We start from the raw sequence: 22,044 nt of genomic DNA, 5'->3' as shown, positions 1-22,044 counted from the left end.
ATGATATAGAGGATGAAGATGAAGAAGATGAGGATGATATAGAGGATGAAGATGAGGATGAAGAAGATGAGGATGATATTTTTGACAAAAATAATAGTAAAAAAATTACACCATAACTATAGAACCAACAAACTTACTAAATTTCACTTAATGTAATTGATTTATATAAGTTAACTAGTATCAATATACTAATAGCTATGTTACAGCATCTTAAAATATCAATGTGTCAACAGGTTAAACTATTACTCTATGAAATGCTCTTTATAAAATCAGATAACATATTAGGATTTAATATATTTCTATCTGGTAGTGCACCTTGTATAATGTTCTTACCACCACCTTTAAGATTAAATCTATCCAATAATACAGCCAATCCTTTAGCACTAAGTTTAATCAAAATTCCTAATAGATCACTTCCAGCTGTCAGGACAAATGATCTTTTTGTGCCAATTTCATTAATGCAAACAACTAAACAATTACTAACTTTGCTGCGCAATGACTCAAGTGCAGCAACTATAACTTTAGTATCTTCATTAACAAAAACTTTATATATATAACAGAACTCACCATCACCTACTCTTACTTTACTATTAAGCAAATCTATTATAATTTTTTCTATTGTTAATGTGTTAAGCTGATTGTATAAATTATCAATTAAATTTTTATTCTTTTCCAACACTTCTATAAATTCAACACTTTCAGATGCAGCTGACACATGGAGAAAAGCTGAAATATTCGTTAATACCTCTAATCTATTATTTAGATAATTAAATGCCTTAATGGATGTCAGGGCTTCAATTCTTCTTATGCCAGATGCTATAGCACATTCTGATATAATTTTAAATAAACCTATTTCAGATGTTCTGCTAACATGGGTTCCACCACAAAGTTCACGTGAAAATCTATCAGCATTAACAACTCTTACTAAATCTGGATACTTTTCACCAAAAAGAGCTATTATTCCTTCTTTAATAGCTAAATCATATGGCATCTCATTAGCCTCAACTAGTAAATTTAGATGAATTGCACCATTAACAATTAATTCAATGTCATTCAATTCTTTAGTAGTAATTTTGCCAATATGGCTAAAATCGAAACGCAACCTATTTTCATCAACTAAAGAACCTTTTTGCGCCACATGCTTACCTAAAACCTTTCTAAGTGCTGTATGCAATAAATGTGTTGCAGTATGGTTAATGGTAACAAGCTTTCTATGCTCACAATCCACTATGCACCCTATATTATCGCCTACTTTTATATCAAATTTAACATCACTGATAAAATGCATAAAAATGCCATGTACTTTTCTTACATCAGATATCTTAATCATCTCACCAGATTTCATTAAGGCACCCTTATCACTAACTTGACCACCTGATTCAGCATAAAATGGAGTTTTATTAAGTATAATTATAGCATTTTGTATATTATTAATTTCTGCAACAAGGGTAATTGTTTCTTGATCTATAATAGCTAACACTTCTGCATCATCAATTTCATGCTTTTCATAACCAATAAAATTAGTTGGTTTTATATTAAGCTGAGCAATCATTTTAAATAAATCTTTAGTGCCTGCAATATTTTGATAATTTGATGCAACTCTAGAGCGATTTTTTTGACTTAACATCTCCTTCTCAAACCCCTCAACATCAGTTAATATGTTATGCCTTTTAGCCAACTCAATAGTCAACTCTAGTGGAAAACCATAAGTATCATACAGCTTAAATAAATCATGCCCACTAATTATCTCTTTATCTTTAGTTAATGCATTAAAATAACCCATACCTTTGGTAATTGTATTGGAAAACAGCTTCTCCTCATTAATGTAACAACCATCTATTATGTTCTGTCTATCTTGCAATTCCCAATATACAGTGCCCATAATTTCAATTAAACTGGGTAAAAGCTCACTAAGCAAATTGCCTTTATAGTGCAGATAATATTTAGCATAAAGCAATGAACGCCTTATAATTCTACGCAGCACATAACCACGATCTTCATTGCTTGGCAATATACCATCTGCAATCAAAAAAGCCGATGAACGTAAATGATCTGCTACAATTTTATAAACAAAATCATCACAACCTGGAGCCAAAGATTTTATTCTAGAAATAATATTAGCAAAAAGATCAGAATCAAAATTATCATGCTTATTCTGACACACGGCAGCTATTCTTTCAAGCCCCATGCCAGTATCTATACAAGCTATAGGTAAATCATGCATACTGCCATCAGACATAGACTCAAAGCACATAAAAACAATATTCCATATTTCAACATATCTATCACCATCCTCATTAGAACTACCAGGAGGACCACCTGCAATGTCAGAGCCATGGTCATAAAATATTTCTGTGCATGGACCACATGGACCAACATCGCCCATGCGCCAAAAATTATCATCAGTGCCAATCTCAATAATCTTGTTATCTGATAAACCTGAAATCTTCTGCCATAATATTTTTGTTTCAAGGTCGCTGCAATGATATGTAACACACAATTTATTGGCAGGAATCTGCAATTCTTTAACCAAAAATTCCCAAGCCATAACAATGGCATGCTCTTTATTGTATGCACCAAAGCTAAAATTGCCTAACATTTCAAAAAAAGTATGATGTCTGGCAGTATGACCAACCATATTTAAATCATTATGCTTACCACCAGCTCTAACGCATTTTTGACATGACACAATAGCTTTATGCTTAATTGACTGAGCACCAAGAAATATATCCTTAAATGGCACCATTCCAGCATTCACAAACATTAATGTTTTATCATCAGGTATAACTAATGGTGCAGATTTATAAACCTCATGACCATTACTCTGAAAAAAATCTAAAAACTTAGATCTTATTATGCTTGCCAACCAATTCATATATTAACAATAATAAGAGTTAAACACTCATTATATAATTATTAAAAATAATGTACATATCTCATATATATACCCTTTCAAACTCATTGTATTGCCAACTAATTAATCAATGCATTAGAATAGCAAAAACAGTTATTATTTGATAAATGAATACACATGTAAAATATATAAAATCATCCCTATGGCTAGCAACTGCACTTTATTTGTTAATAATCATAGCTAGCTACTATCCAAATGATATATCATTAAATACAACATCCACTATAACAAAAGTTTACAATATTGGAGGCACATTTGGTGCATATATTGCTGACATTATGATGCAAATATTTGGAATAAGCAGCATTATTCTATGTCTATTTTTCTTCATAATGGCTAAAAAAACTCGTGACAATATACAAATATCAAAAAAAAAATCACTTTTATATGTAATACTATCCACTACAGCTGCTACCAGTTTAATGCCAACAGTGTATTATTTTAACAGAATTGACCTGTTTGCCCAAAAAGGCTTTATGGGCAACCTCATGCTAAAAATACCACAATCATCTTATATGAAAATCATAATGCTTACTGTATCAGTGTATTGCATATTTAAAGCATTTGGACATTCTATCAAAGTACCAAACAAGATTAAATTCGTAAAGAAACAAAAACTACAAATAAAAATACAACCTGTAGAAACAGAGGGAAATGAATCTACAAATTATCCATTGAATATATTTAACAATGAAGATGAAAAAAATAATTTTTCATCAATCAACAAATCCATAGATTCAACTTCTATGGAATATAGCAAAAATAAAACATATCAGAATAGTAAAATCAATATAACTCATGAATCCAATGATGAGCAAAATTCAAATAAAGATATAGACAGCAAACCAAATCATGAATCCAATGATGAGCAAAATTCAAATAAAGATATAGACAGCAAACCAAATCATGAATCCAATGATGAGCAAAATTCAAATAAAGATATGATGAGCAAAATTCAAATAAAGATAAGCTAAATTATGAACAACATGAGTCAAATGACAATGATTTTAATTATGATTATAAATCCAGTGATGAGCAAAATTCAAATAAAGATAAGCTAAATTATGAACAACATGAGTCAAATGACAATGATTTTAACCATGAAACCAACGATGACAAAATAACAAACATAGATGAAATATATAGCAAACCAGTAATTGACTTATTAGACATAAGAGAACTAACAAATTTAAAAACTGCACAAAATGGATTAGAGCAAAATGCTCAAAAACTAGAAAGTGCATTATGTGATTTTGGCATTAAAGGCAGTATAGTCAATATTACGCCAGGGCCAGTTGTAACGCTGTATGAACTGGAACCAGCACCAGGAATCAAATCATCTCGTATAATTGGATTATCAACTGACATTGCACGTGCATTAAGTGCAACCTCAGTAAGAATAGCCATAATACCTGGAAAAAATGTTATGGGCATTGAAATACCAAACATTAGCAGACAAATAGTTAGCATACGATCAATCTTGGAGTCTGATAGCTATGTGAATTCTGCACAAAAATTACCACTTGCACTTGGCGTTACAATAAATGGTGAAAATGTTGTTGCAGATCTAGCAAAAATGCCACATCTGCTAATAGCAGGAACTACTGGATCTGGCAAATCAGTAGCAATCAATACAATGATTATATCACTTATATATAGCTTGGATTACAATAAATGCAAATTCATAATGATAGATCCAAAAATGTTAGAGCTATCTCTATATAATGACATACCACACCTTATAACACCAGTTGTTACTGATCCTAAGAAAGCTGTTATAGCATTAAAATGGGTAGTTGCTGAAATGGAAGCACGGTATAGATTAATGTCACAATTAGGAGTAAGAAACATAGATGGTTACAATCAAAAAATTGACAAAAGCATTGAAAATAATGAGACTATTAGATACAAAACACAAAGTGGATTTGATGAAAGTGGCAAGCCTATATTTAAAGAGGTCATAGTACCAGCAAAACATATGCCTACAATCATAGTAATTGTTGATGAAATGGCAGACTTAATGCTACTTGCTGGCAAAGAAATAGAATCCTTGGTGCAACGTTTAGCACAAATGGCAAGAGCAGCTGGGATACACATAATCATGGCCACTCAACGACCATCGGTTGATGTCATAACAGGAGTTATTAAAGCTAACTTCCCAACTAGAATTAGTTTCGCCGTAACATCTAAAATTGACAGCAGGACAATACTTGGAGAACAAGGTGCAGAATCTCTATTAGGCATGGGAGATATGCTGTATATGAGCAGTGGAGGAAAAACACAAAGACTACATGGTCCATTTATAAGTGATAAAGAAATACAAGCTGTTTTAAATGATATAAAAAATCAAGCAAAACCATGTTATTTATCTGAAATTAGCACCTTAATGGAAAGTATTTCAAATAATGTTGTTAACTCATGGGATGAGGAAGATGGTTTATATGCACAAGCTGTAACAATAGTTAAAAGAGATCGAAAAGCATCTATTAGCTATTTACAGCGTCAATTAAAGATAGGATTTAATAGAGCAGCATCATTAATAGAAAGAATGGAAAAAGAAGGTATTGTTAGTGAACAAAATGGCATGGGGAAAAGAACTGTTGTCATAACCTAATAAATGTAATATTAATATTTTTTATTATAAAAATCTTCTTGTTCTATAAAAAAAGATATGGCAGGTATTTTCCGTAGTTTAGATGATTTGAATATATGTGCACAAATTTTAGGATGCATGTAATTTAAATAACATAGAAATAGCATGTCATTATCTTCTATATATTGAATTTTATTTAAAAGATTTTCTGGAAGCATTCTAAGCACAATATTGCGAAAACCAACTTTGTTAGCTAGTGCAGGATGTGGAGTTATAAAAAAAACTTTAGCCATGGATAAATCTTTTGTAATTTCAGCTCTTGAAACAGTAACTGGCATTGATAAATAATCACACACAAAATCTGCAACTAACTGCTGTATTAAACATGAAACCTTTTTCCAACGAGGCATACGTTTTTTTCTGTACTGCAAATCACCATGATGCACCATAGTTAAAGCACACGTTTTTGCTTACTAACTTCATAAACCTTAATAACATCACCTTCATCAATATCACTGCAACCAGCTATAGCAATACCACATTCAAAACCCATATTAACCTCTTGTACAGAATTTTTAGAACGTTGCAATGATTTTATCTTGCCTTGATAAATACAATTTCCATTACGTAAAACATCTACATCCATATCTTTTTTAACAATACCATCTAAAACATAAGAACCAGCAACAGTCATTCTATCAATAGCAAAAACCTTGCGAACTGAGACAGTGGCAATCTGCTTTCTTGTCACTATTGGAGACAGCATAGCACTTATTGAATTTTTAATATCATTTATAATATCATAGATTATCTGATATATGCTTATTTGAATACTGCGCAATTTTGCCATACTTGATATTTTAGAATCAGCAGAAACATTAAAAGCAATAATTTTTGCCTTGGATATAGTAGCTAACAAAACATCAGATTCATTTATATCACCAATGCCATGATGTATTATATTTACATCAACTTCTTCATTTTCAATGCTATTAACAATATGTAATACAGCCTCACATGAACCATGTGAGTCAGCTTTAATTACTAAATCTAAATTTTTCTTTGTATTTGTAACAAAAAAACTTTCTATCTGTGATGTTGTATTGTTTTCTTCTTGTTGCATTAAATTATTGCTCTTGTGATAATTATCAACAATTTCCTTGGCCATTTTATTATTAGAAACAACCACAAATTTCTCACCAACTTTTGGCAATCCATTTAAACCAACCAACTCTACTGGAGTTGCAGGAGAAGCTTCAGTAACTCTTTTATTATTCCACAAGGTCATTGATCTTACTAAACCATAACATCCACCAGAAACAACCATACTACCACTATGCAAAATGCCACCCTTAACTAAAACAGAAACACAGGATCCTTTACCAGCAACCATTTTAGATTCAAGCACTACACCATGTGCTGGACATTTATAATTAGCCAGTATACCACTAATTTCTGATTGCAATATTATTATATTCTCTAAAACATCTAGGTTAATGGCCTTCAATGCCGACACTTCAACTGTTAATACTTCACCACCCATGCTCTCAGCTACAATACCATAAGATAGTAAACTGGAAAGTACTTTTTGCACATTAGCACCATCCTTATCAATTTTATTAACTGCAACTATAATAGGTACATTAGCAGCTTTTGCATGATTAATAGCTTCAATAGTTTGTGGCATTACACCATCATCAGCAGCAACTACTAGCACTACCAAATTAGTCACATTAGCACCTCTTAAACGCATATCAGTAAATGCTTCATGACCTGGTGTATCAATAAATGTAATATTAGAACCACTCTTGGTGCATGCTTGATATGCAGCAGTACGCTGAGTTATCCCTCCAATTTCAGTAGAAGTTACACTTGATTGTCGAATTGCATCTAACAAAGAGGTTTTACCATGATCCACATGACCCATAACCGTTACAACTGGTGGACATGGTTTCATTTCAACATCATCACCAGCAAACGAACTAATTATACCATCTACAGTTAAAAGCTCATCTTTTTTGATAGCCTTATGACCAAATGATTCAACAATCATTTGAGCAGAATCAACATCAAAATCATTAGCTATATCTATTCCCAATGATTTTGCTATCTTTTTAACCTCAAGCATCTTAATAGACATTGCCTTAGCCAAACTATCAATAGTCATGCTATCAAAAACATCAATACTCTTAATAATAGTGCTGTTATTTTTTGTGATTTTGTGTTTTCTTTTAGTAACTTGACGTCTATTAAATAACTCTCTAACCCTAGTGCGCTCATCTTCTACGTTTGTTTGATCTAAGCCAGCTCTCCAATTTTTTATATCAACTAATTCATTAGAAGTTGCAGTAGACTTTTTAAATCTCATTGCATTAGTATTAGCATCTTTATCATTAGATGATTTTTTAGAATAAGGTAACTTATCCTGTCTTTTCCCCAAAACACTTTGCTTAGCATTCTTAACATCTTGTGACTGCTCTTGACTATCTTTATTGACAACAGTAGTTTTCAAGCCAACATCAGATTTACCATTTATCTTATTGCTATCTCTCAAGGCATTGTCATTTTTCTGTGCTGTTGACAACATAGCAATAACATCAATATCATTCTTTATAACTGCACCAGAATCTTTACTAGAAATTGAATTCTTTAAATTATGCTGCTTTTCAGCCTTATCTTTTGCTGTATTGCTGTTAATAATTTCCTTTTTTTCCTTAATATTATCTGTTGGCAAATTATCAAAAGCAGAATGTAATGCCATTAATGTATTGTTATCTTCACTAAGCTGAACATTCATTTTTTTTTGATATTCATCAGAAATTGATTTTTCAAGAACCTTCTTTCTTTTATCATAATCATCATTTGATAGATCAATATCAGCGACATCTCTATCATTCTTGGATCTATTTCTCCTAACAACCTTAACCACTCTGGATTTAGATGCACTGCCAGTACGTATAAATTCCCCAGCATCATTTATTACTATATCCGATCTGTTTAACGTTAGTGTTCCTTTTTTATTGCCATCCATCTCACTACTAGCCATATTAATCTCACTATTTAAACCATCCAGCTTTTTCACGAGCTAACATAATTAGCTCATCAATAAATGAATCTGTTATTTCATTTAATTCTAAGAATTCTTTACCATCTTTAACAAACATTTCCTTTAATTCACTACTAGATAAATCAGCTAAATCACCAACTGTTTCTATACCTTCAGTAGACAATTTCAATAAAAGCATTGGAGTTATAGGTGGTAAAATAGTTAATTTAAGATCTGCACCATCTTTAACAGTATCCTTAAATAATTCATCCTCATTTTCCAACAAGTATTTCTTTGCCCTATTAATCAATTCCTCAGCAACATTGCTGTCAAAACCTTCAATGGCACTTAAATCATTAATAGAAGAATTAGCTATATCACCAATACTAGAAAATCCCTCCATTACTAAAAACTGTGCCATCATTTTCTCAACATCTAAAGCCTTCATAAACAACTCTGTACCATTTTTCATCTCTTCTGAACGCCTATCCATTTCATCTTTTTCGCTTAATATGTCTATCTTCCATCCTATTAACACAGATATCAAGCTAACATTTTGACCTCTCTTGCCTATAGCTATACTCAATTGATGATTAGGAACAACAATTTCCATACGTTTTTCTTTTTCATCAAGAATAACTTTCACAACCTCAATTGCAACTAATGCATTGATTGCAAACGTTGCAGAATCAGATGCATACTCAACAATATCAACCTTCTCACCTCTTAATTCATCTATAACTGCTCTAACTCTCACGCCTCGCATTCCAACACAGGCACCCACAGGATCAATGTTGCTTTCTTTGGATGATACAGCAATCTTAACCCGAGAACCTGCTGCACGAGCTATAGACTTAATCTCCACAATATCATCATAAATCTCTGGTACTTCTTGCCTAAACAACTGAGCAACAAACTGTGGGTGAATTCTGGAAAGATTTAAACGCACACTATCTACGTCTTTGGATACAGAGCTAAGATAAGCCTTTAACCTATCACCTTTTCTAAATAATTCACCACGAATTAAGTTTGCAGCAGGCATGACTGTTTCAAAACTTTGCACATCAACTGTTAGTGTCTTAGTATCAACTCTTTTAACTATCCCAGTAACCAATTCACCAACCATATCTTTAAATATATTATACTGCTTATCTCTAATTAATTCAGATAATCTAGTACGCAAAGCATTTTTTGAAAAAACAACATTGCGTGCAGAATCACGTAATGAAACAGCTGGCAATGGCTCACAAACAATATCACCAACCTGTACATCATCTGACAGTTCACGTGCTTTGGTTATTCCAACACATTGATAGCCATCAATAAATATTCCTGTGCCCTTGTTATCATCTATAGCAAGCAACTCTTTAAAAGCATTAATACAACCTGTTCCACGATCAATCTTTACAATTATTTTTTCATACTTATATTTATTAATCTCAAATATAGCTATAGCATCTTCAATAGCTTTAATAACAGTATCATAATCAACACCTCTCTGTTCAGCATATTGACTCACAATGGTCATAAGCTCTAAATTACCATAGATATCAATAGTCATGTTAAACTCACATCTAAATATTAAAAAGACAACTTAGCTTTCCATATACAAGAATATGGTACTACTATCTCTAGTTCATTATTTTTATCTTTGTTAATAGATTTAATCACAATCTTATTATCTACAACATCAGAAATTATCCCTTTAATCTTATCATTAACGCCAAGAATACTTCCTGGTGTTAAAAGCAAAACAACCACCCTACCCTTAAATTTCAAAAAGTCATTTAAATTTGCTAATGGTCTGTCTAGCCCAGGCGATCCTACATTGATAGCATAATCAACATTAGGAAGAGGGTCAGATGTTGATAAAGCAAACCTAATATTTTTTGCAGCCTTAGAACAATCAGAAATATTTACTGGCAAACCATCGAGACGATCTATAGTTACATCCAATATGGAATCATTCTTGTTAAAAACAAGACTATCAATACAACAACTAATCTGCTTTAAACATGACTGCACCACATCAACAAACATCTCTTCCACAATAAACTATATACTACTACATAATGAACATTAGTATCCTTGATCTACACTGCCAAGTCAAGGTTTTTAACCTTTGTGACCTAAGCACAAAATAAAAAATAATTATATAATGCTATTACTGCATTTAATAATAAAAGCATATAAAAATCTATAAAATTATTTGTAAAATAAAATTGTTAACATATAAAACTATATGAATTCAATTAAACTACATTGGACATTATTATATAATTTATACTCTACTCACTAAAACAATATTAAGCATGGCTTTTTTGACAAGACTGCACTATACCAACAAATAATAGAATCACTAATTAAATGTTGAGGTGGTATGGTAAATTACCTAGAGGATAATATTCTTTATTGACAATCAATTTTACCTAAACATAATTTAAACATAATTTAAAAATTTATTTGTAAACATTGATTGATAAAATCCATAAGAGAAGCAGTCAATTATTTAACACATTTAGTGAATATAAATCTGCTGTAAAAAAAAATATATACCCACTACAAATAAAAAATTTAAATTATCATGATTATAACTATCGTCCTTTTATAAACCAAACACAAGTTTATCTTAGTGCCCTGATTAATGAAATGGAACATGGTTTTGCAACACTGCTAACACCATCGTGCATAAATGCCATAGCAATTGCAACCACTGCCATTCTAAGACCTAATAAAAATGTAGTTATTGCTGATAACATATACCCCAAAACAAAAACAACCATATATCAAATAGCTGATAAAATTAATGCCACTGTTTCAATTGCTAACATGTTGAAACCAAATGCAATTGAACAATCTATAGTGGATAATACAGATCTTGTTGTTATAGAAAACCCTGGATCGTATTCATTTACACTAGTTAATACTGAAAACATTGCCAAAACTGCAAAACTCAACAATGCTATATTATTGTGTGACAACTCTTGGGCTACACCAGTATTTCACAAACCAGGTAAATATGGTGTAGATATAGTTGTAGGATCAATAAGAAAATATATGAACGATAGAGGTGATATAAACATGGGATATATAACAAGCATCCATGAAGAGGTATATAAAAAAATATACCAAAGCATACAAACATTTGGCATAACTGCTAATCCAGATGATTGTTATAATATCATACAAAACATTCAAACTATTGAAATGCGAATGAAGCATCACAACACTAATATCAAAGGCTTAATAAGTCAAATCAAAAAACATAGTAGAATTAAAAAAGTTATGCACCCATATGCAAACACTAGCATAGAACAACAAAAACTCTGGGAGCACTATTTTACTGGTGGGGGTAGTTTGTTTAGCATTATTTTAGACAAAATTTATTCAATTAAAAAATTGGACTCAATGGTCAAGATCATGAAATCCTTTCAAGTTGGCACAAATTGGGGTGGTGCCGATAATCTGATGACCATTATCAATCCAAAATTAATACATACATTCCCAGACAAACAAATGCTTTCTGGTTCTTGTTTACGAATATACTGTGGATTAAAACATACAATGGAGCATAACATACAAGATATTGTTAATGGACTTAATGCTCTTGATTAAGCTCTACACACGCCACTTAATAGAGCAACCGATACTGGGAAATTGAGCTTTTGCATTAGGTCTGCCACCATCTACAAGTGTTAACATAGCATTAAATAAATCTCTAGTAGAGCTATTGTTAATTTTCATACCAGAATCATCCAATCTGCCACGATATATCAAGTGAAAGTCTTTATCAAAACCAAAAAAATCTGGAGTACAAACAGCACCATAAGACCTAGCTATCTCCTGTGTATCATCTAAAAGATAAGGAAAGCAAAATTTTTTCTCCTTTGACATGATTATCATATTATCAAAAGAATCCTGAGGGTAACTATCATAATCATTTGGCATAATTGCTACAAAACCAATATTTTTTTTCTGCAATTCATCAGCATCTTTAACTATTTTGTCAATTATAGCTAGCACATATGGACAGTGGTTGCAAATAAAAGCCACTACTAAACCATTTAATCCTTTATTTTTAAAATCATTCAATGCAACCATCTTGCCACTTACATCACGCAAAATAAAATCAATTGCATTCATAGAATAATCAATTGGAGGAGTTTGCAAGGCTGTCATAAGTAATAATATCTAGTAAATAAATTTATATTAAACACTTGGAACAATCTGTCAACATCCAAGAACTATGCAAATAACATGTAGCACTTAATACTAAATAGTTTTCTTAATTTAGTGAATGCTAAAATTATAAGATTAACATAGAAATAAAGTTTTCTTTATGGTTAATATACTTAATTATATTATATATTAATAATATAAATTATTTATTTGCAAAAATTTTATCTTATTTAAAATACTTTTTTAAATCAAATATAATTAAAAGATTAGTATATTACAATGAGTTAGCTCACATAACTCAAATATCAACTCAAGGTGAATAGATTATTTATTATTTCAATAGTGAGTACTAATATAACTTTCCAGTATATTATGGCTCTTAGTGAATCATAAGCTATGGCATATATCATTAATGGTTAATTCATTTATTATATTTCTATTTTCTAATGACATGTTAATTTTATATAAAATTTTCAACAAAACTAAAAATAATAAATATTGATACTTAAGTATTAAAAAACTACCTTAAAATAAAATTACTTATAAGTTGTTTTAATTTTAAAAATTATTAATTTTTTTACAATAATCTTAATATTTATCTCAACTACAGTAGTAATAGCTATTTTACCACATTTCTTCTTTTTGCAAGATTTATAATTAGTTAAGCTCGGAAAATAATCAATACATAGATATTTTCCACAGTCTTGTTAGCAAGTCTGTTTATAATATGTTAATAAATCCAATGCAAATAAATACAACCAAATAAACTGTAGTTACAATCAGGCATAAGAGCAATGTATTATTAATTATGCAAACTGCAGTACAGCAAACAGCATTGAACTTATCAAATTATATATCATAAATATTACATTTATAACTATATAAACCTGTAAAGATAAATTGTTCAATTATCTTACCCAATCATCAAAACCATAATTTAAATTCATTCAGTAGAGTCTGCTTAATATAAACTTTTATAATAAAATTCAAACAATAAATCTCTACATACCCTCAATAATACGATCTACAAGCTGTTTTACAGTTGGAATAAAATTGTTTTTATAAAATGGATCATTTGCAAATCTATAAACATTATGTCCCGCAAACATCAGCTGATTTTCAACATCACCATATGCTATAATCTCTCTTAATGTTTTACTAATACAAAAACTTCTTGGATCTGGTTTAATATTTGTAGTATATGGCTCTGCATCACGCCAATTACTAAATCTACATTGACCCAAACAACCAACACAGTTAATCTGATCTCTTACAATTTCTCTTTTTTCATTAGGAGTTGTGAACACCAAAGTAGAATCTGGAGTCTTCATAGCCACATTAAATCCACTACTATACCATTTTTGCATCTCAATATTATCTTTATCAGAAATATAGACTATACTTCTTTCATTTCCTGTATGACCTGTATTAAAAGGAACTGTCATTTTTTTAGTAGGCAATTTACTAAACTCTATTTGTCTTTTAGAACGCTGTATAAGCTTGTCAAGAAATTTATTATGCACCATGGATGCATAAAATCCAGTTGGACTAAATCTGTTAATAGATACATCACCTTGCTTAATAGTCAACAATTTTTTTTTCCAAGAGCATGGTATTGGACTCTCTTTTGTTAAAAGAGGTCTAGTGCCAAACTGAAAGGCAATAGGAGCAAGCTCATTATTGTCAGTAATATGCTGCAATTCATTTAAACACCAAATGCCGCCAGCCATAATTATTGGTTTATCAGATAAACCATATTCATTCATTGATCTTCTTATGCTTAATAAACGCTCTATAGGTGCCTCTTTAACCAATGGATCTTCACGATTAGTGATTCCATTATGACCACCTGCTAACCAAGGATCTTCATAAACCACGCCACCTAATAATTCTGAAAACTTATAATATGATCTTTTCCATAAAACATTAAAGGCACGAACAGATGAAACAATAGGGTAATAGTGTACATTATATTTTGCAGCAATATTAGCTAGTTTAAATGGCATACCTGCACCACAAGTTATTCCAGTTATAAAACCTGACACTTTTTCCATGATGCCATGCAGTATTCGTTGTGCACTGCCCATTTCCCATAAAATATTTATATGCAGACCACCAGAGCCTTTAGAAATATCATGAGCAATTTTAGCCTGACTAATGCCACCATTCACACTGTAGGCTACCCATTCCTCATGCTTATCTCGTCTATTTTTTGCACTATACTTTAACTCTATTGATTTACCATTCTCATCAATAGCTTCTGCACATACTCCAGAAAAAGTTCCTATAGCATTAGCTGCTGCAAAAGAGCCAGCAGAACTACCATTACTTACACCAATGCCCTTACCACCTTCAATAATAGGCAGCACTTCCTTACCTCCTAATTTAATAGGATTAATAATTTTTACCATTCCAACTGGACAAAAGATTTGTTAATTTTTATACAAAAAATAATACCAATAGTCAAGAAATTTAGGTGCACTATGCACCTACACCAACTGAAATATTTTGTTTTACTAAAGCTGACGCTGTATCATGGGATAAAATATGGCTTTTAGGTTTATTGCTATGTTCTGTAGAGCTATGCTTGTTGTCACTATTTTGTTGCACTTCTTTTCTATTGTACCTAGGCTCAATATCATCTTTTTTTGAAAAAAAATCTTTTAATCTCTGCAATAATCCTATCTTAGGCTCATCAACAAATTTAACATTTGGACTTACGCTTTCAGTAAACTCACTGGTAAAAGTGTAAAATTTTTCATTATATTCATTATCAAAGTCAGCAATATCATGCCAAAATATTTTGTAATCTGGAGAACCAGAAACTAATGGGCAATAACCATCAGCCAACATCTTATATGACACAATATCATCTATCCTAGTCTCTTCTTTTGTTCCATATAAATCAACTCTTAACAAATAATTACGCAATTCTCTATATCTATTAGATGCTTTCTTTTTAAAATCAAGTCTATAACGTTCAAGCATTACTGCATTACGCTGCTTTTCTAGTTTCATAATATTATAAATCTCTGAAAATACCTGACTCTTGTCAACCATGGGCATCTTATTTAAAACAGCTTTTGCCACACTTTCTAAGTTGTCATAAGAATTTCCCAAAACCAACATTTCTAACTCTAAATAATCCTTTTGCATCTTCATATAAGATTTTATCACTCTCATATCTCTTTCTGTCCAGCTATTGCCAATTGCTTTAGAGATAAAGTTCTTTGGTGATTTCTTACAAAATATAGTCAACTCCAAGTCAACAATCTGCTCCTTAATACTTCTATCAAGATCTTTTAATACCTTTTTCTTTTCTTTGCAGATAAAATCCAATATCTGCTTATGAAATTTTTCAATGATCTCCAATTCCTCTGGTGTTGGTTCTGCTTGAAATATAAGTACCTTAATACTAGTTCCCAAAATTTGTAACATTTTTCTAGAAAGCACAAATACAGTAACCAATGTCACACCACCTATTGGAAATGCATACATACCAAAGACACTAATTAATCTTGGAACAAACAAAACACTCAAAGAACCAGCTAGAAAAAAGAATACTAGCCAAACAAACAATGTAAAGGTATTATTAACTTTATTACTTATTTTTCGATAAGTCTTTTTTACAAATGGAAGTATCATGCCAATGCTTATTAGTAAAATAAATTTATAGTCAACAAATAAATGCTTAGTGCTATCAACAAAATTAATTTTTTCAATAAAAAAAGCAGCAAACTAGCTTTTATTGTATTTATAATATTCACCATTATAGCTATTTTTATAAACTTTATAGCAAATGACAAACCCTTAATAGCAAAATGTAAAAATAAATATTATTTCCCCATTTTTAAAATATATCCAGAAACTGAATTTGGTGGTTATTTAGAAACTGAAGCAGATTATCTTGATGTTGATGTACAAAAGTACATAAACAATCATGGATGGATCATATGGCCATTAATAAAATTCAGCTATAAAACTATCAACTATAACTTAGGTGAAGATTTTCCATCACCACCAACAAGTGAAAATATATTTGGCACAGATGACCATGGTCGTGATGTATTTGCACAAATTTTTTATGGATACAGAATTTCATTGTTATTTAGCCTATTAATGACCATTATAGTACTGTTTATAGGAATATTAATGGGTTTATTGCAAGGATATCTTGGTGGATATACAGATATATTGCTACAACGCTTTACTGAAATATGGCTTAGCATGCCATTTTTTTTTATAATAATAGCAATTTCATATATAGCAAAGCCTGGATTTTTTATCCTGCTGCTTATTATATCATTCACCAGTTGGGCAAAAGTGGCAAATATGATGCGTTTTGATGTTTTACGCATAAGAAATATGGACTATGTATTATTTGCCAGAGCACTTGGTGTAAGCAATTTTAAAATAATAATTAGACACATACTTCCAAATGCATTAGGATCTGTTGTAAGCTATACACCATTCTTAATTGCTGAAGGATTAATAAAATTAACTGCTCTTGATTTTATAGGTTTTGGCCTATCATTTAACATGCCATCATTGGGCGTAGTGTTAGAACAAGCAAGAGGCAATATGTCAGCACCTTGGATTGCAATATCAATATTTACCATTCTATCATATATACTGATAATGCTAATATTTATAGGTAATGATCTACGCTTTTCATCTAAGAGCAAACCTAGTAGTAAAAAAAAATAAATTTTGCTATATTGACAATTGGTTAATTTTTGTGGTTTAAAAAGAGTATAGCATAAGTATAAATTTAACTAAACATGGATAACAATGCTTCTTTATACTGCGTTGTTTGGCGTATTGATTGGTACAGACAATCTTAAAAATCGTTATTATTGCAATAAGAAAAAGAATAAACGCTGGGTAATTTATAATGGAATTACAGAAATAACAAAAACACCACCAGAATGGCGTGCATGGCTAAGCTATACAATAGATGACAAACTAGTTAAACATCTAACAAGCAAGAGAAAAGTAATTCATACACCAAATCTTACAGGAACAAAATTTGCCTACTATCCATACAATCATAAAATAAAAACATAGCAAGGAGATTAAATGAAGGCTTTTGAAACATTAATAGGTTTTTTAGTGCTACTTTTTGCCACATATATCACAATAATATTTTATTATAAAAGCAATGTATCGTATGTTGATAACTATATTCTTTATGTGAACCTTAGCTCATCAACTGGCCTAAAAAATGGTAGTGATGTTAGATTAAATGGTGTAAAAATTGGACATATAGTAGAAAGAAAGCTGCTTGAAAATTATCAAGTTAAAGTAACATTAGCTGTAAACAAACAATTCTCATTACCAATAGACAGCTCAGCAGAGCTTACAACAGAAGGATTTATGGGCAATAGATATATGCGCATTGTACCTGGTTTTTCTACTGAAACACTTAAGCACAATGATTTTATTGAATATTCACAATCATATGATTTTAGTTTAGAATCAATAATAGAAAAATTTATTGTAGGTAAACCTTTTAGTGAAAAAACTCATCATAATAATTAGCCTTATGATATTAAGCATGTCTGCTAATTCTTACAATGATTCAATGCTCTATGACAATGCTATAAGCACCTTCCTATCAGAAATAAATAACAAAAACAGTATAAAATCACAAAACATTGATGAGCTACACTACAACAAAATCAATGAAACTCATCAAGCAAATAGTTATACAGATACAAATAATTTTTTTAGTGATGCAAATCTTTTAGTACTTAATAAAATGACTGCAAAAACCACTAAAATACTTGCAAAGAATGAACAAAAAATATTTGAGGGATTAAATATCAAGCTATTTGGATGCTGGTTTGTGAAAGATGCGCCAGATGATGGACACAGAGCTTTGTTGAAAATAAGCTATAATGATATAAATAATAAAAATATTAATTTGCTTAATGGATGGATATTCTCCAAATTTTATTTTTTGAATAATATTAATAACAGTATTTATGATATAAAATTAATATCATGTGCAAAATAACATTAAGTTATCCAAATTCAAGTCATCATTATTAACAAATAGCTGTAAATAAATGCTATCTTAACTATTATAATATTTAATCAAGCAATAAAAACCTCTCTTATATAAGAATATTTATAAAATCAATAAACTATAAATCATAATAAATAACAATAGATTCTAAGCTATAAATTTAATACCCATTAATAGTAATAAGCACATCTCAACAAATTTTTCTATTAGTGTCTTTATGCTTATTGTATAATATTCACAATCTAGGATTATAAAATAGTTGTAGCAATGCCAATCATTAGATTAGCCAAAAAAATCTTAAAAAAAACACCAAATGTAGAAATTAAAAACCTGCAAAAAACAGTTCATAATATTAATGCCATGGAAGCAAAACTTGAGATGCTTAGTAATGATCAATTATATAACAAAACATCTGAATTTAGAGAGCTATTGTCCAAAGGCATGACAATTGATGATATTCTAGAAAGTGCTTTTGCAGTGGTTCGTGAAGTTTCAAAACGAAAAATGAATATGCGACACTTTGATGTACAAATTATTGGTGGAATTGTACTACATTCTGGCACAATTGCAGAAATGAAAACCGGTGAAGGTAAAACACTGGTAGCAACTTTATCAGCATATCTCAATGCACTAACTGGCAATGGTGTGCATGTTGTAACAGTAAATGACTATTTAACAAAACGTGACTCAGATTGGATGTCTACAATCTACAATGCCTTGGGTATGAGCGTTGGATGTGTGCTTTCAAATATGGCACCCGATGTAAGAAAGCATGCCTACAATGCTGATATCACATATGGTACCAACAATGAATTTGGTTTTGATTATTTAAGAGATAATATGTGCTTAGAAAAAAACATGCTGGTACAGCGCCCCTTTAATTATGCTATTATTGATGAAGTGGACTCCATACTAATTGATGAAGCTAGAACTCCTCTTATAATTTCGGATATGGTTGATAATGATATTAGTGCTTATCCAAAAATTAACAAAATAATTAAAAAACTAGATAGCTCCAACTATACCATAGATGAAAAAGACCGTAGTGTTTTTCTCACAGATTCTGGTATTGCAAAAATAGAAAAAAATTTATATGAAGCAAATATAATAAAAGCAAACACTGAGCTCTATAGTGTAGATAATTTTGACACAGTGCATTTAATAAACCAATCATTAAAAGCACATTCACTTTTTGAATGCAACAAGGACTACATTGTAAAAAATGGAAAAATAATAATTATAGATGAATTTACAGGCAGAATGATGGATGGGCGCAGATATTCAGATGGGCTACATCAAGCAATTGAAGCCAAAGAAGGAGTTCAGGTTCTAAAAGAAAGTCAAACATTGGCATCAATAACATTTCAAAATTATTTCAGAATGTATCCTAAAATATCTGGCATGACTGCAACTGCTGTTACTGAAGAAGATGAGCTAAAAAATATATATAATTTATCTGTAGTAAGCATTCCAACTAATGTGCCTGTAAAAAGATTTGATCATAATGATGTTGTGTATAAAACAGAAATAGAAAAATATGATGCAATATTAGAGCTAATCAAAGAATGTCATGCCAAAAAACAACCAGTGTTAGTTGGTACTGTCAGTATTGAGAAATCGGAATATCTGTCAAAAATTTTGAAAAAAACAAAACTAACACATCAAGTTTTAAATGCGAAATATCATGAAAAAGAGGCAAACATTATTGCACAAGCTGGCTGTCCAAGTGCTATAACAATTGCAACAAACATGGCTGGACGTGGCACAGATATAAAACTTGGTGGAAACGTTGATATGGCTTTTGCTGAATATATAAAAAAAGATTTCCAAAATCTTGAATCTCAAGATGAAATTTACAATAAAGAAAAAGAGAAATTTTATGAAAAATTTCAAAAACAAAAAAATAAAGTACTAGAAGCAGGTGGATTGTTTGTAATTGGAACAGAGAGACATGAAAGCAGAAGAATTGATAACCAGTTACGTGGTCGCTCTGGTAGACAAGGCGATATTGGAGCATCAAAATTCTTTATATCACTTGAAGATGATTTAATGCGTATATTTGGCTCAGATAAAATAGGTGGACTACTGACTAAAATTGGCCTTAAACATGGAGAGGCCATTCAGCACCCTTGGATTAACAAAACAATGCAAAAAGCACAGAAAAAAATTGAAATGCGCAACTATGAAATTCGTAAGAATATTATGAAATTTGATGATATTATAAATGAACAAAGAAGAGTTGTGTTCAAGCAGCGCATCCAACTAATGAATGCTAGTGATGATGATATTCTTGAGAGCTTTGAGGCAATAAGAGAGCAAGTCAATGAAGCTATGATTAATAAACTAGCAGGCTCTGCAAAATATCCCGAAGACTGGGATACTAATAGCTTTGATGCTCATTTTAACATGCTATATGGTTTTCGTATTGATATCAATCCTTGGATTATGGAAGATAATTCTTCTAATGCCAAAATCTTAAAACAAATTAATGAAATTACCATGGCACATTTTGCAAAAAAAATACAAATTTATGGTAAAAAAAATGCTGCAACTATACAAAAAAGAATATGGCTAGTAGTAATAGGCAAATCATGGGCTGAAAACCTTGCAAATCTTGATAGTTTACGTTCCGGTATACACCTACGTGCCATGGGCAACAAAGATCCATTTATTGAATATTCAAAAGAAGCTTTTGAAGCATTTAATGCTTGTCTTGCAAAAATTGACGAATCATGCATTATGGGCTTTTCTAGAGTGGATGTTGAAGATGGTATAAAAGACATTGCCAATCAAAACACAACACCACCAGTGTTGCTAGTTAGTCGCAAAAAACACAACCCTGTAGAATCAAACCCTCTTAAACCATCAACATGGGGTGTGGTATCAAGAAATGCAGCATGTCCTTGTAAATCGGGGAAAAAATATAAAAATTGCCATGGCTCGCCAAAAAAATCTTAGCAAAAATTTACTGTTATTCTAAAAATTAGACTAATAATGCTAATCTCTAAATATCAGACAATAAAAACATTTTATAAAAATTAAAAAATCTTTATAATGAAAAAAATTATAAACTAATAAATATCTACTAATTCTGTCTAACGTGCAGATGCTATTAAATTGTTCATTTTCATTCTCAAATACGTTAGAAAGAAGATAAATGCAACACTATGATGGATAAAAGTGACTTTCTAATCATGTTAAAAATTGCATACAATTTAAGATAATTCTAACTACAATTAATTGTTTTTACTTGTCAGCAAAAATTTTTTATATATAATATT

The 22,044-nt window shown here is 30.7% G+C and carries 15 protein-coding genes and 1 pseudogene; 8 read left to right on the top strand and 8 right to left on the bottom strand.

The window, feature by feature from the left end; genetic code table 11:
- Window positions 1-247: 247 nt before the first annotated feature.
- Window positions 248-2,875 (bottom strand): alanine--tRNA ligase, encoded by a 2,628-nt coding sequence (gene alaS / locus AABI72_RS04020; protein ID WP_338364650.1) that lies wholly within the window; start codon window positions 2,873-2,875, stop codon window positions 248-250.
- A gap of 146 nt (window positions 2,876-3,021) precedes the next feature.
- On the opposite strand from alaS, the gene AABI72_RS04015 reads away from it, so the two are divergent.
- Entirely contained in the window at window positions 3,022-3,888 is an 867-nt protein-coding gene (locus tag AABI72_RS04015; protein ID WP_338364648.1) for a DNA translocase FtsK 4TM domain-containing protein, read from the top strand.
- 176 nt (window positions 3,889-4,064) lie between these two features.
- Window positions 4,065-5,528: pseudogene (locus tag AABI72_RS04010) on the top strand (DNA translocase FtsK); the annotation flags it as partial.
- 11 nt (window positions 5,529-5,539) lie between these two features.
- On the opposite strand, the gene AABI72_RS04005 reads toward AABI72_RS04010, so the two are convergent.
- Genes AABI72_RS04005 through rimP form a run of 4 tightly spaced genes read right to left on the bottom strand, consistent with a single transcriptional unit; the run spans window position 5,540 to window position 10,593 of the window.
- Complete coding sequence (locus AABI72_RS04005; protein ID WP_338364645.1) at window positions 5,540-5,956, bottom strand: hypothetical protein; 417 nt, start codon at window positions 5,954-5,956, stop codon at window positions 5,540-5,542.
- Window positions 5,957-5,958: 2 nt separating this feature from the next.
- A complete protein-coding gene (gene infB, locus AABI72_RS04000; RefSeq protein ID WP_338364643.1) occupies window positions 5,959-8,589 on the bottom strand; it encodes a translation initiation factor IF-2 in 2,631 nt (876 codons plus the stop codon).
- Complete coding sequence (gene nusA / locus AABI72_RS03995) at window positions 8,564-10,114, bottom strand: transcription termination factor NusA (protein WP_338364640.1); 1,551 nt, start codon at window positions 10,112-10,114, stop codon at window positions 8,564-8,566. Before nusA ends, infB begins: the two co-directional genes overlap by 26 nt.
- A 20-nt stretch (window positions 10,115-10,134) precedes the next feature.
- Window positions 10,135-10,593: a hypothetical protein gene (rimP, locus tag AABI72_RS03990; RefSeq protein ID WP_338364638.1), complete on the bottom strand. Its 459-nt coding sequence runs from the start codon at window positions 10,591-10,593 to the stop codon at window positions 10,135-10,137.
- 432 nt (window positions 10,594-11,025) lie between these two features.
- On the opposite strand from rimP, the gene AABI72_RS03985 reads away from it, so the two are divergent.
- The gene (locus AABI72_RS03985) at window positions 11,026-12,168 is read left to right on the top strand and encodes an aminotransferase class V-fold PLP-dependent enzyme (RefSeq protein WP_338364636.1); all 1,143 of its coding nucleotides are present in this window, start codon (window positions 11,026-11,028) and stop codon (window positions 12,166-12,168) included.
- A 3-nt stretch (window positions 12,169-12,171) separates the two neighbouring features.
- On the opposite strand, the gene AABI72_RS03980 is transcribed toward AABI72_RS03985, so the two are convergent.
- From AABI72_RS03980 to AABI72_RS03970, 3 genes are all read right to left on the bottom strand, one after another.
- The gene (locus AABI72_RS03980; RefSeq protein WP_338364633.1) at window positions 12,172-12,732 is read right to left on the bottom strand and encodes a thioredoxin family protein; all 561 of its coding nucleotides are present in this window, start codon (window positions 12,730-12,732) and stop codon (window positions 12,172-12,174) included.
- A gap of 1,001 nt (window positions 12,733-13,733) precedes the next feature.
- Window positions 13,734-15,143, bottom strand: coding sequence for a nitronate monooxygenase (locus AABI72_RS03975; protein WP_338364631.1), 1,410 nt, complete (start codon window positions 15,141-15,143; stop codon window positions 13,734-13,736).
- A gap of 70 nt (window positions 15,144-15,213) precedes the next feature.
- Complete coding sequence (locus AABI72_RS03970; RefSeq protein WP_338364629.1) at window positions 15,214-16,377, bottom strand: hypothetical protein; 1,164 nt, start codon at window positions 16,375-16,377, stop codon at window positions 15,214-15,216.
- A 42-nt stretch (window positions 16,378-16,419) separates the two neighbouring features.
- On the opposite strand from AABI72_RS03970, the gene AABI72_RS03965 reads away from it, so the two are divergent.
- The 5 genes from AABI72_RS03965 to secA all read left to right on the top strand — a co-directional run bounded on the left by AABI72_RS03965 (window position 16,420) and on the right by secA (window position 21,721).
- Window positions 16,420-17,439, top strand: coding sequence for an ABC transporter permease subunit (locus tag AABI72_RS03965; RefSeq protein WP_338364627.1), 1,020 nt, complete (start codon window positions 16,420-16,422; stop codon window positions 17,437-17,439).
- A gap of 84 nt (window positions 17,440-17,523) precedes the next feature.
- The gene (locus AABI72_RS03960) at window positions 17,524-17,799 is read left to right on the top strand and encodes an NADH-ubiquinone oxidoreductase subunit NDUFA12 family protein (protein WP_338364625.1); all 276 of its coding nucleotides are present in this window, start codon (window positions 17,524-17,526) and stop codon (window positions 17,797-17,799) included.
- Window positions 17,800-17,811: 12 nt separating this feature from the next.
- Window positions 17,812-18,273 carry an MlaD family protein gene (locus tag AABI72_RS03955; RefSeq protein ID WP_338364623.1) on the top strand — a complete coding sequence of 154 codons (462 nt, stop codon included), beginning with the start codon at window positions 17,812-17,814 and terminating at the stop codon, window positions 18,271-18,273.
- Between the two features lie 4 nt (window positions 18,274-18,277).
- Complete coding sequence (locus AABI72_RS03950) at window positions 18,278-18,751, top strand: DUF2155 domain-containing protein (RefSeq protein WP_338364621.1); 474 nt, start codon at window positions 18,278-18,280, stop codon at window positions 18,749-18,751.
- A 285-nt stretch (window positions 18,752-19,036) separates the two neighbouring features.
- Complete coding sequence (gene secA / locus AABI72_RS03945; RefSeq protein ID WP_338364652.1) at window positions 19,037-21,721, top strand: preprotein translocase subunit SecA; 2,685 nt, start codon at window positions 19,037-19,039, stop codon at window positions 21,719-21,721.
- The last annotated feature ends 323 nt before the right edge of the window (window positions 21,722-22,044 follow it).

It is taken from the genome of Candidatus Xenohaliotis californiensis (assembly GCF_963930935.1).
GTDB lineage: Bacteria > Pseudomonadota > Alphaproteobacteria > Rickettsiales > CAWVOK01 > Xenohaliotis > Xenohaliotis californiensis.
Note: the sequence above shows the minus strand (reverse complement) of the source record. Positions and strands in the feature narration are given on the sequence as shown.

Coding starts and splice junctions, on each gene's coding strand:
- alaS (WP_338364650.1), bottom strand. CDS start 2,875: ATGAATTGGTTGGCAAGCATAATAAGATCTAAGTTTTTAGATTTTTTT.
- AABI72_RS03960 (WP_338364625.1), top strand. CDS start 17,524: ATGCTTCTTTATACTGCGTTGTTTGGCGTATTGATTGGTACAGACAAT.
- AABI72_RS03980 (WP_338364633.1), bottom strand. CDS start 12,732: ATGACAGCCTTGCAAACTCCTCCAATTGATTATTCTATGAATGCAATT.
- AABI72_RS03965 (WP_338364627.1), top strand. CDS start 16,420: ATGCTTAGTGCTATCAACAAAATTAATTTTTTCAATAAAAAAAGCAGC.
- AABI72_RS03955 (WP_338364623.1), top strand. CDS start 17,812: ATGAAGGCTTTTGAAACATTAATAGGTTTTTTAGTGCTACTTTTTGCC.
- AABI72_RS03950 (WP_338364621.1), top strand. CDS start 18,278: ATGATATTAAGCATGTCTGCTAATTCTTACAATGATTCAATGCTCTAT.
- AABI72_RS03970 (WP_338364629.1), bottom strand. CDS start 16,377: ATGATACTTCCATTTGTAAAAAAGACTTATCGAAAAATAAGTAATAAA.
- nusA (WP_338364640.1), bottom strand. CDS start 10,114: ATGACTATTGATATCTATGGTAATTTAGAGCTTATGACCATTGTGAGT.
- AABI72_RS04005 (WP_338364645.1), bottom strand. CDS start 5,956: ATGGTGCATCATGGTGATTTGCAGTACAGAAAAAAACGTATGCCTCGT.
- AABI72_RS04015 (WP_338364648.1), top strand. CDS start 3,022: ATGAATACACATGTAAAATATATAAAATCATCCCTATGGCTAGCAACT.
- AABI72_RS03975 (WP_338364631.1), bottom strand. CDS start 15,143: ATGGTAAAAATTATTAATCCTATTAAATTAGGAGGTAAGGAAGTGCTG.
- rimP (WP_338364638.1), bottom strand. CDS start 10,593: ATGTTTGTTGATGTGGTGCAGTCATGTTTAAAGCAGATTAGTTGTTGT.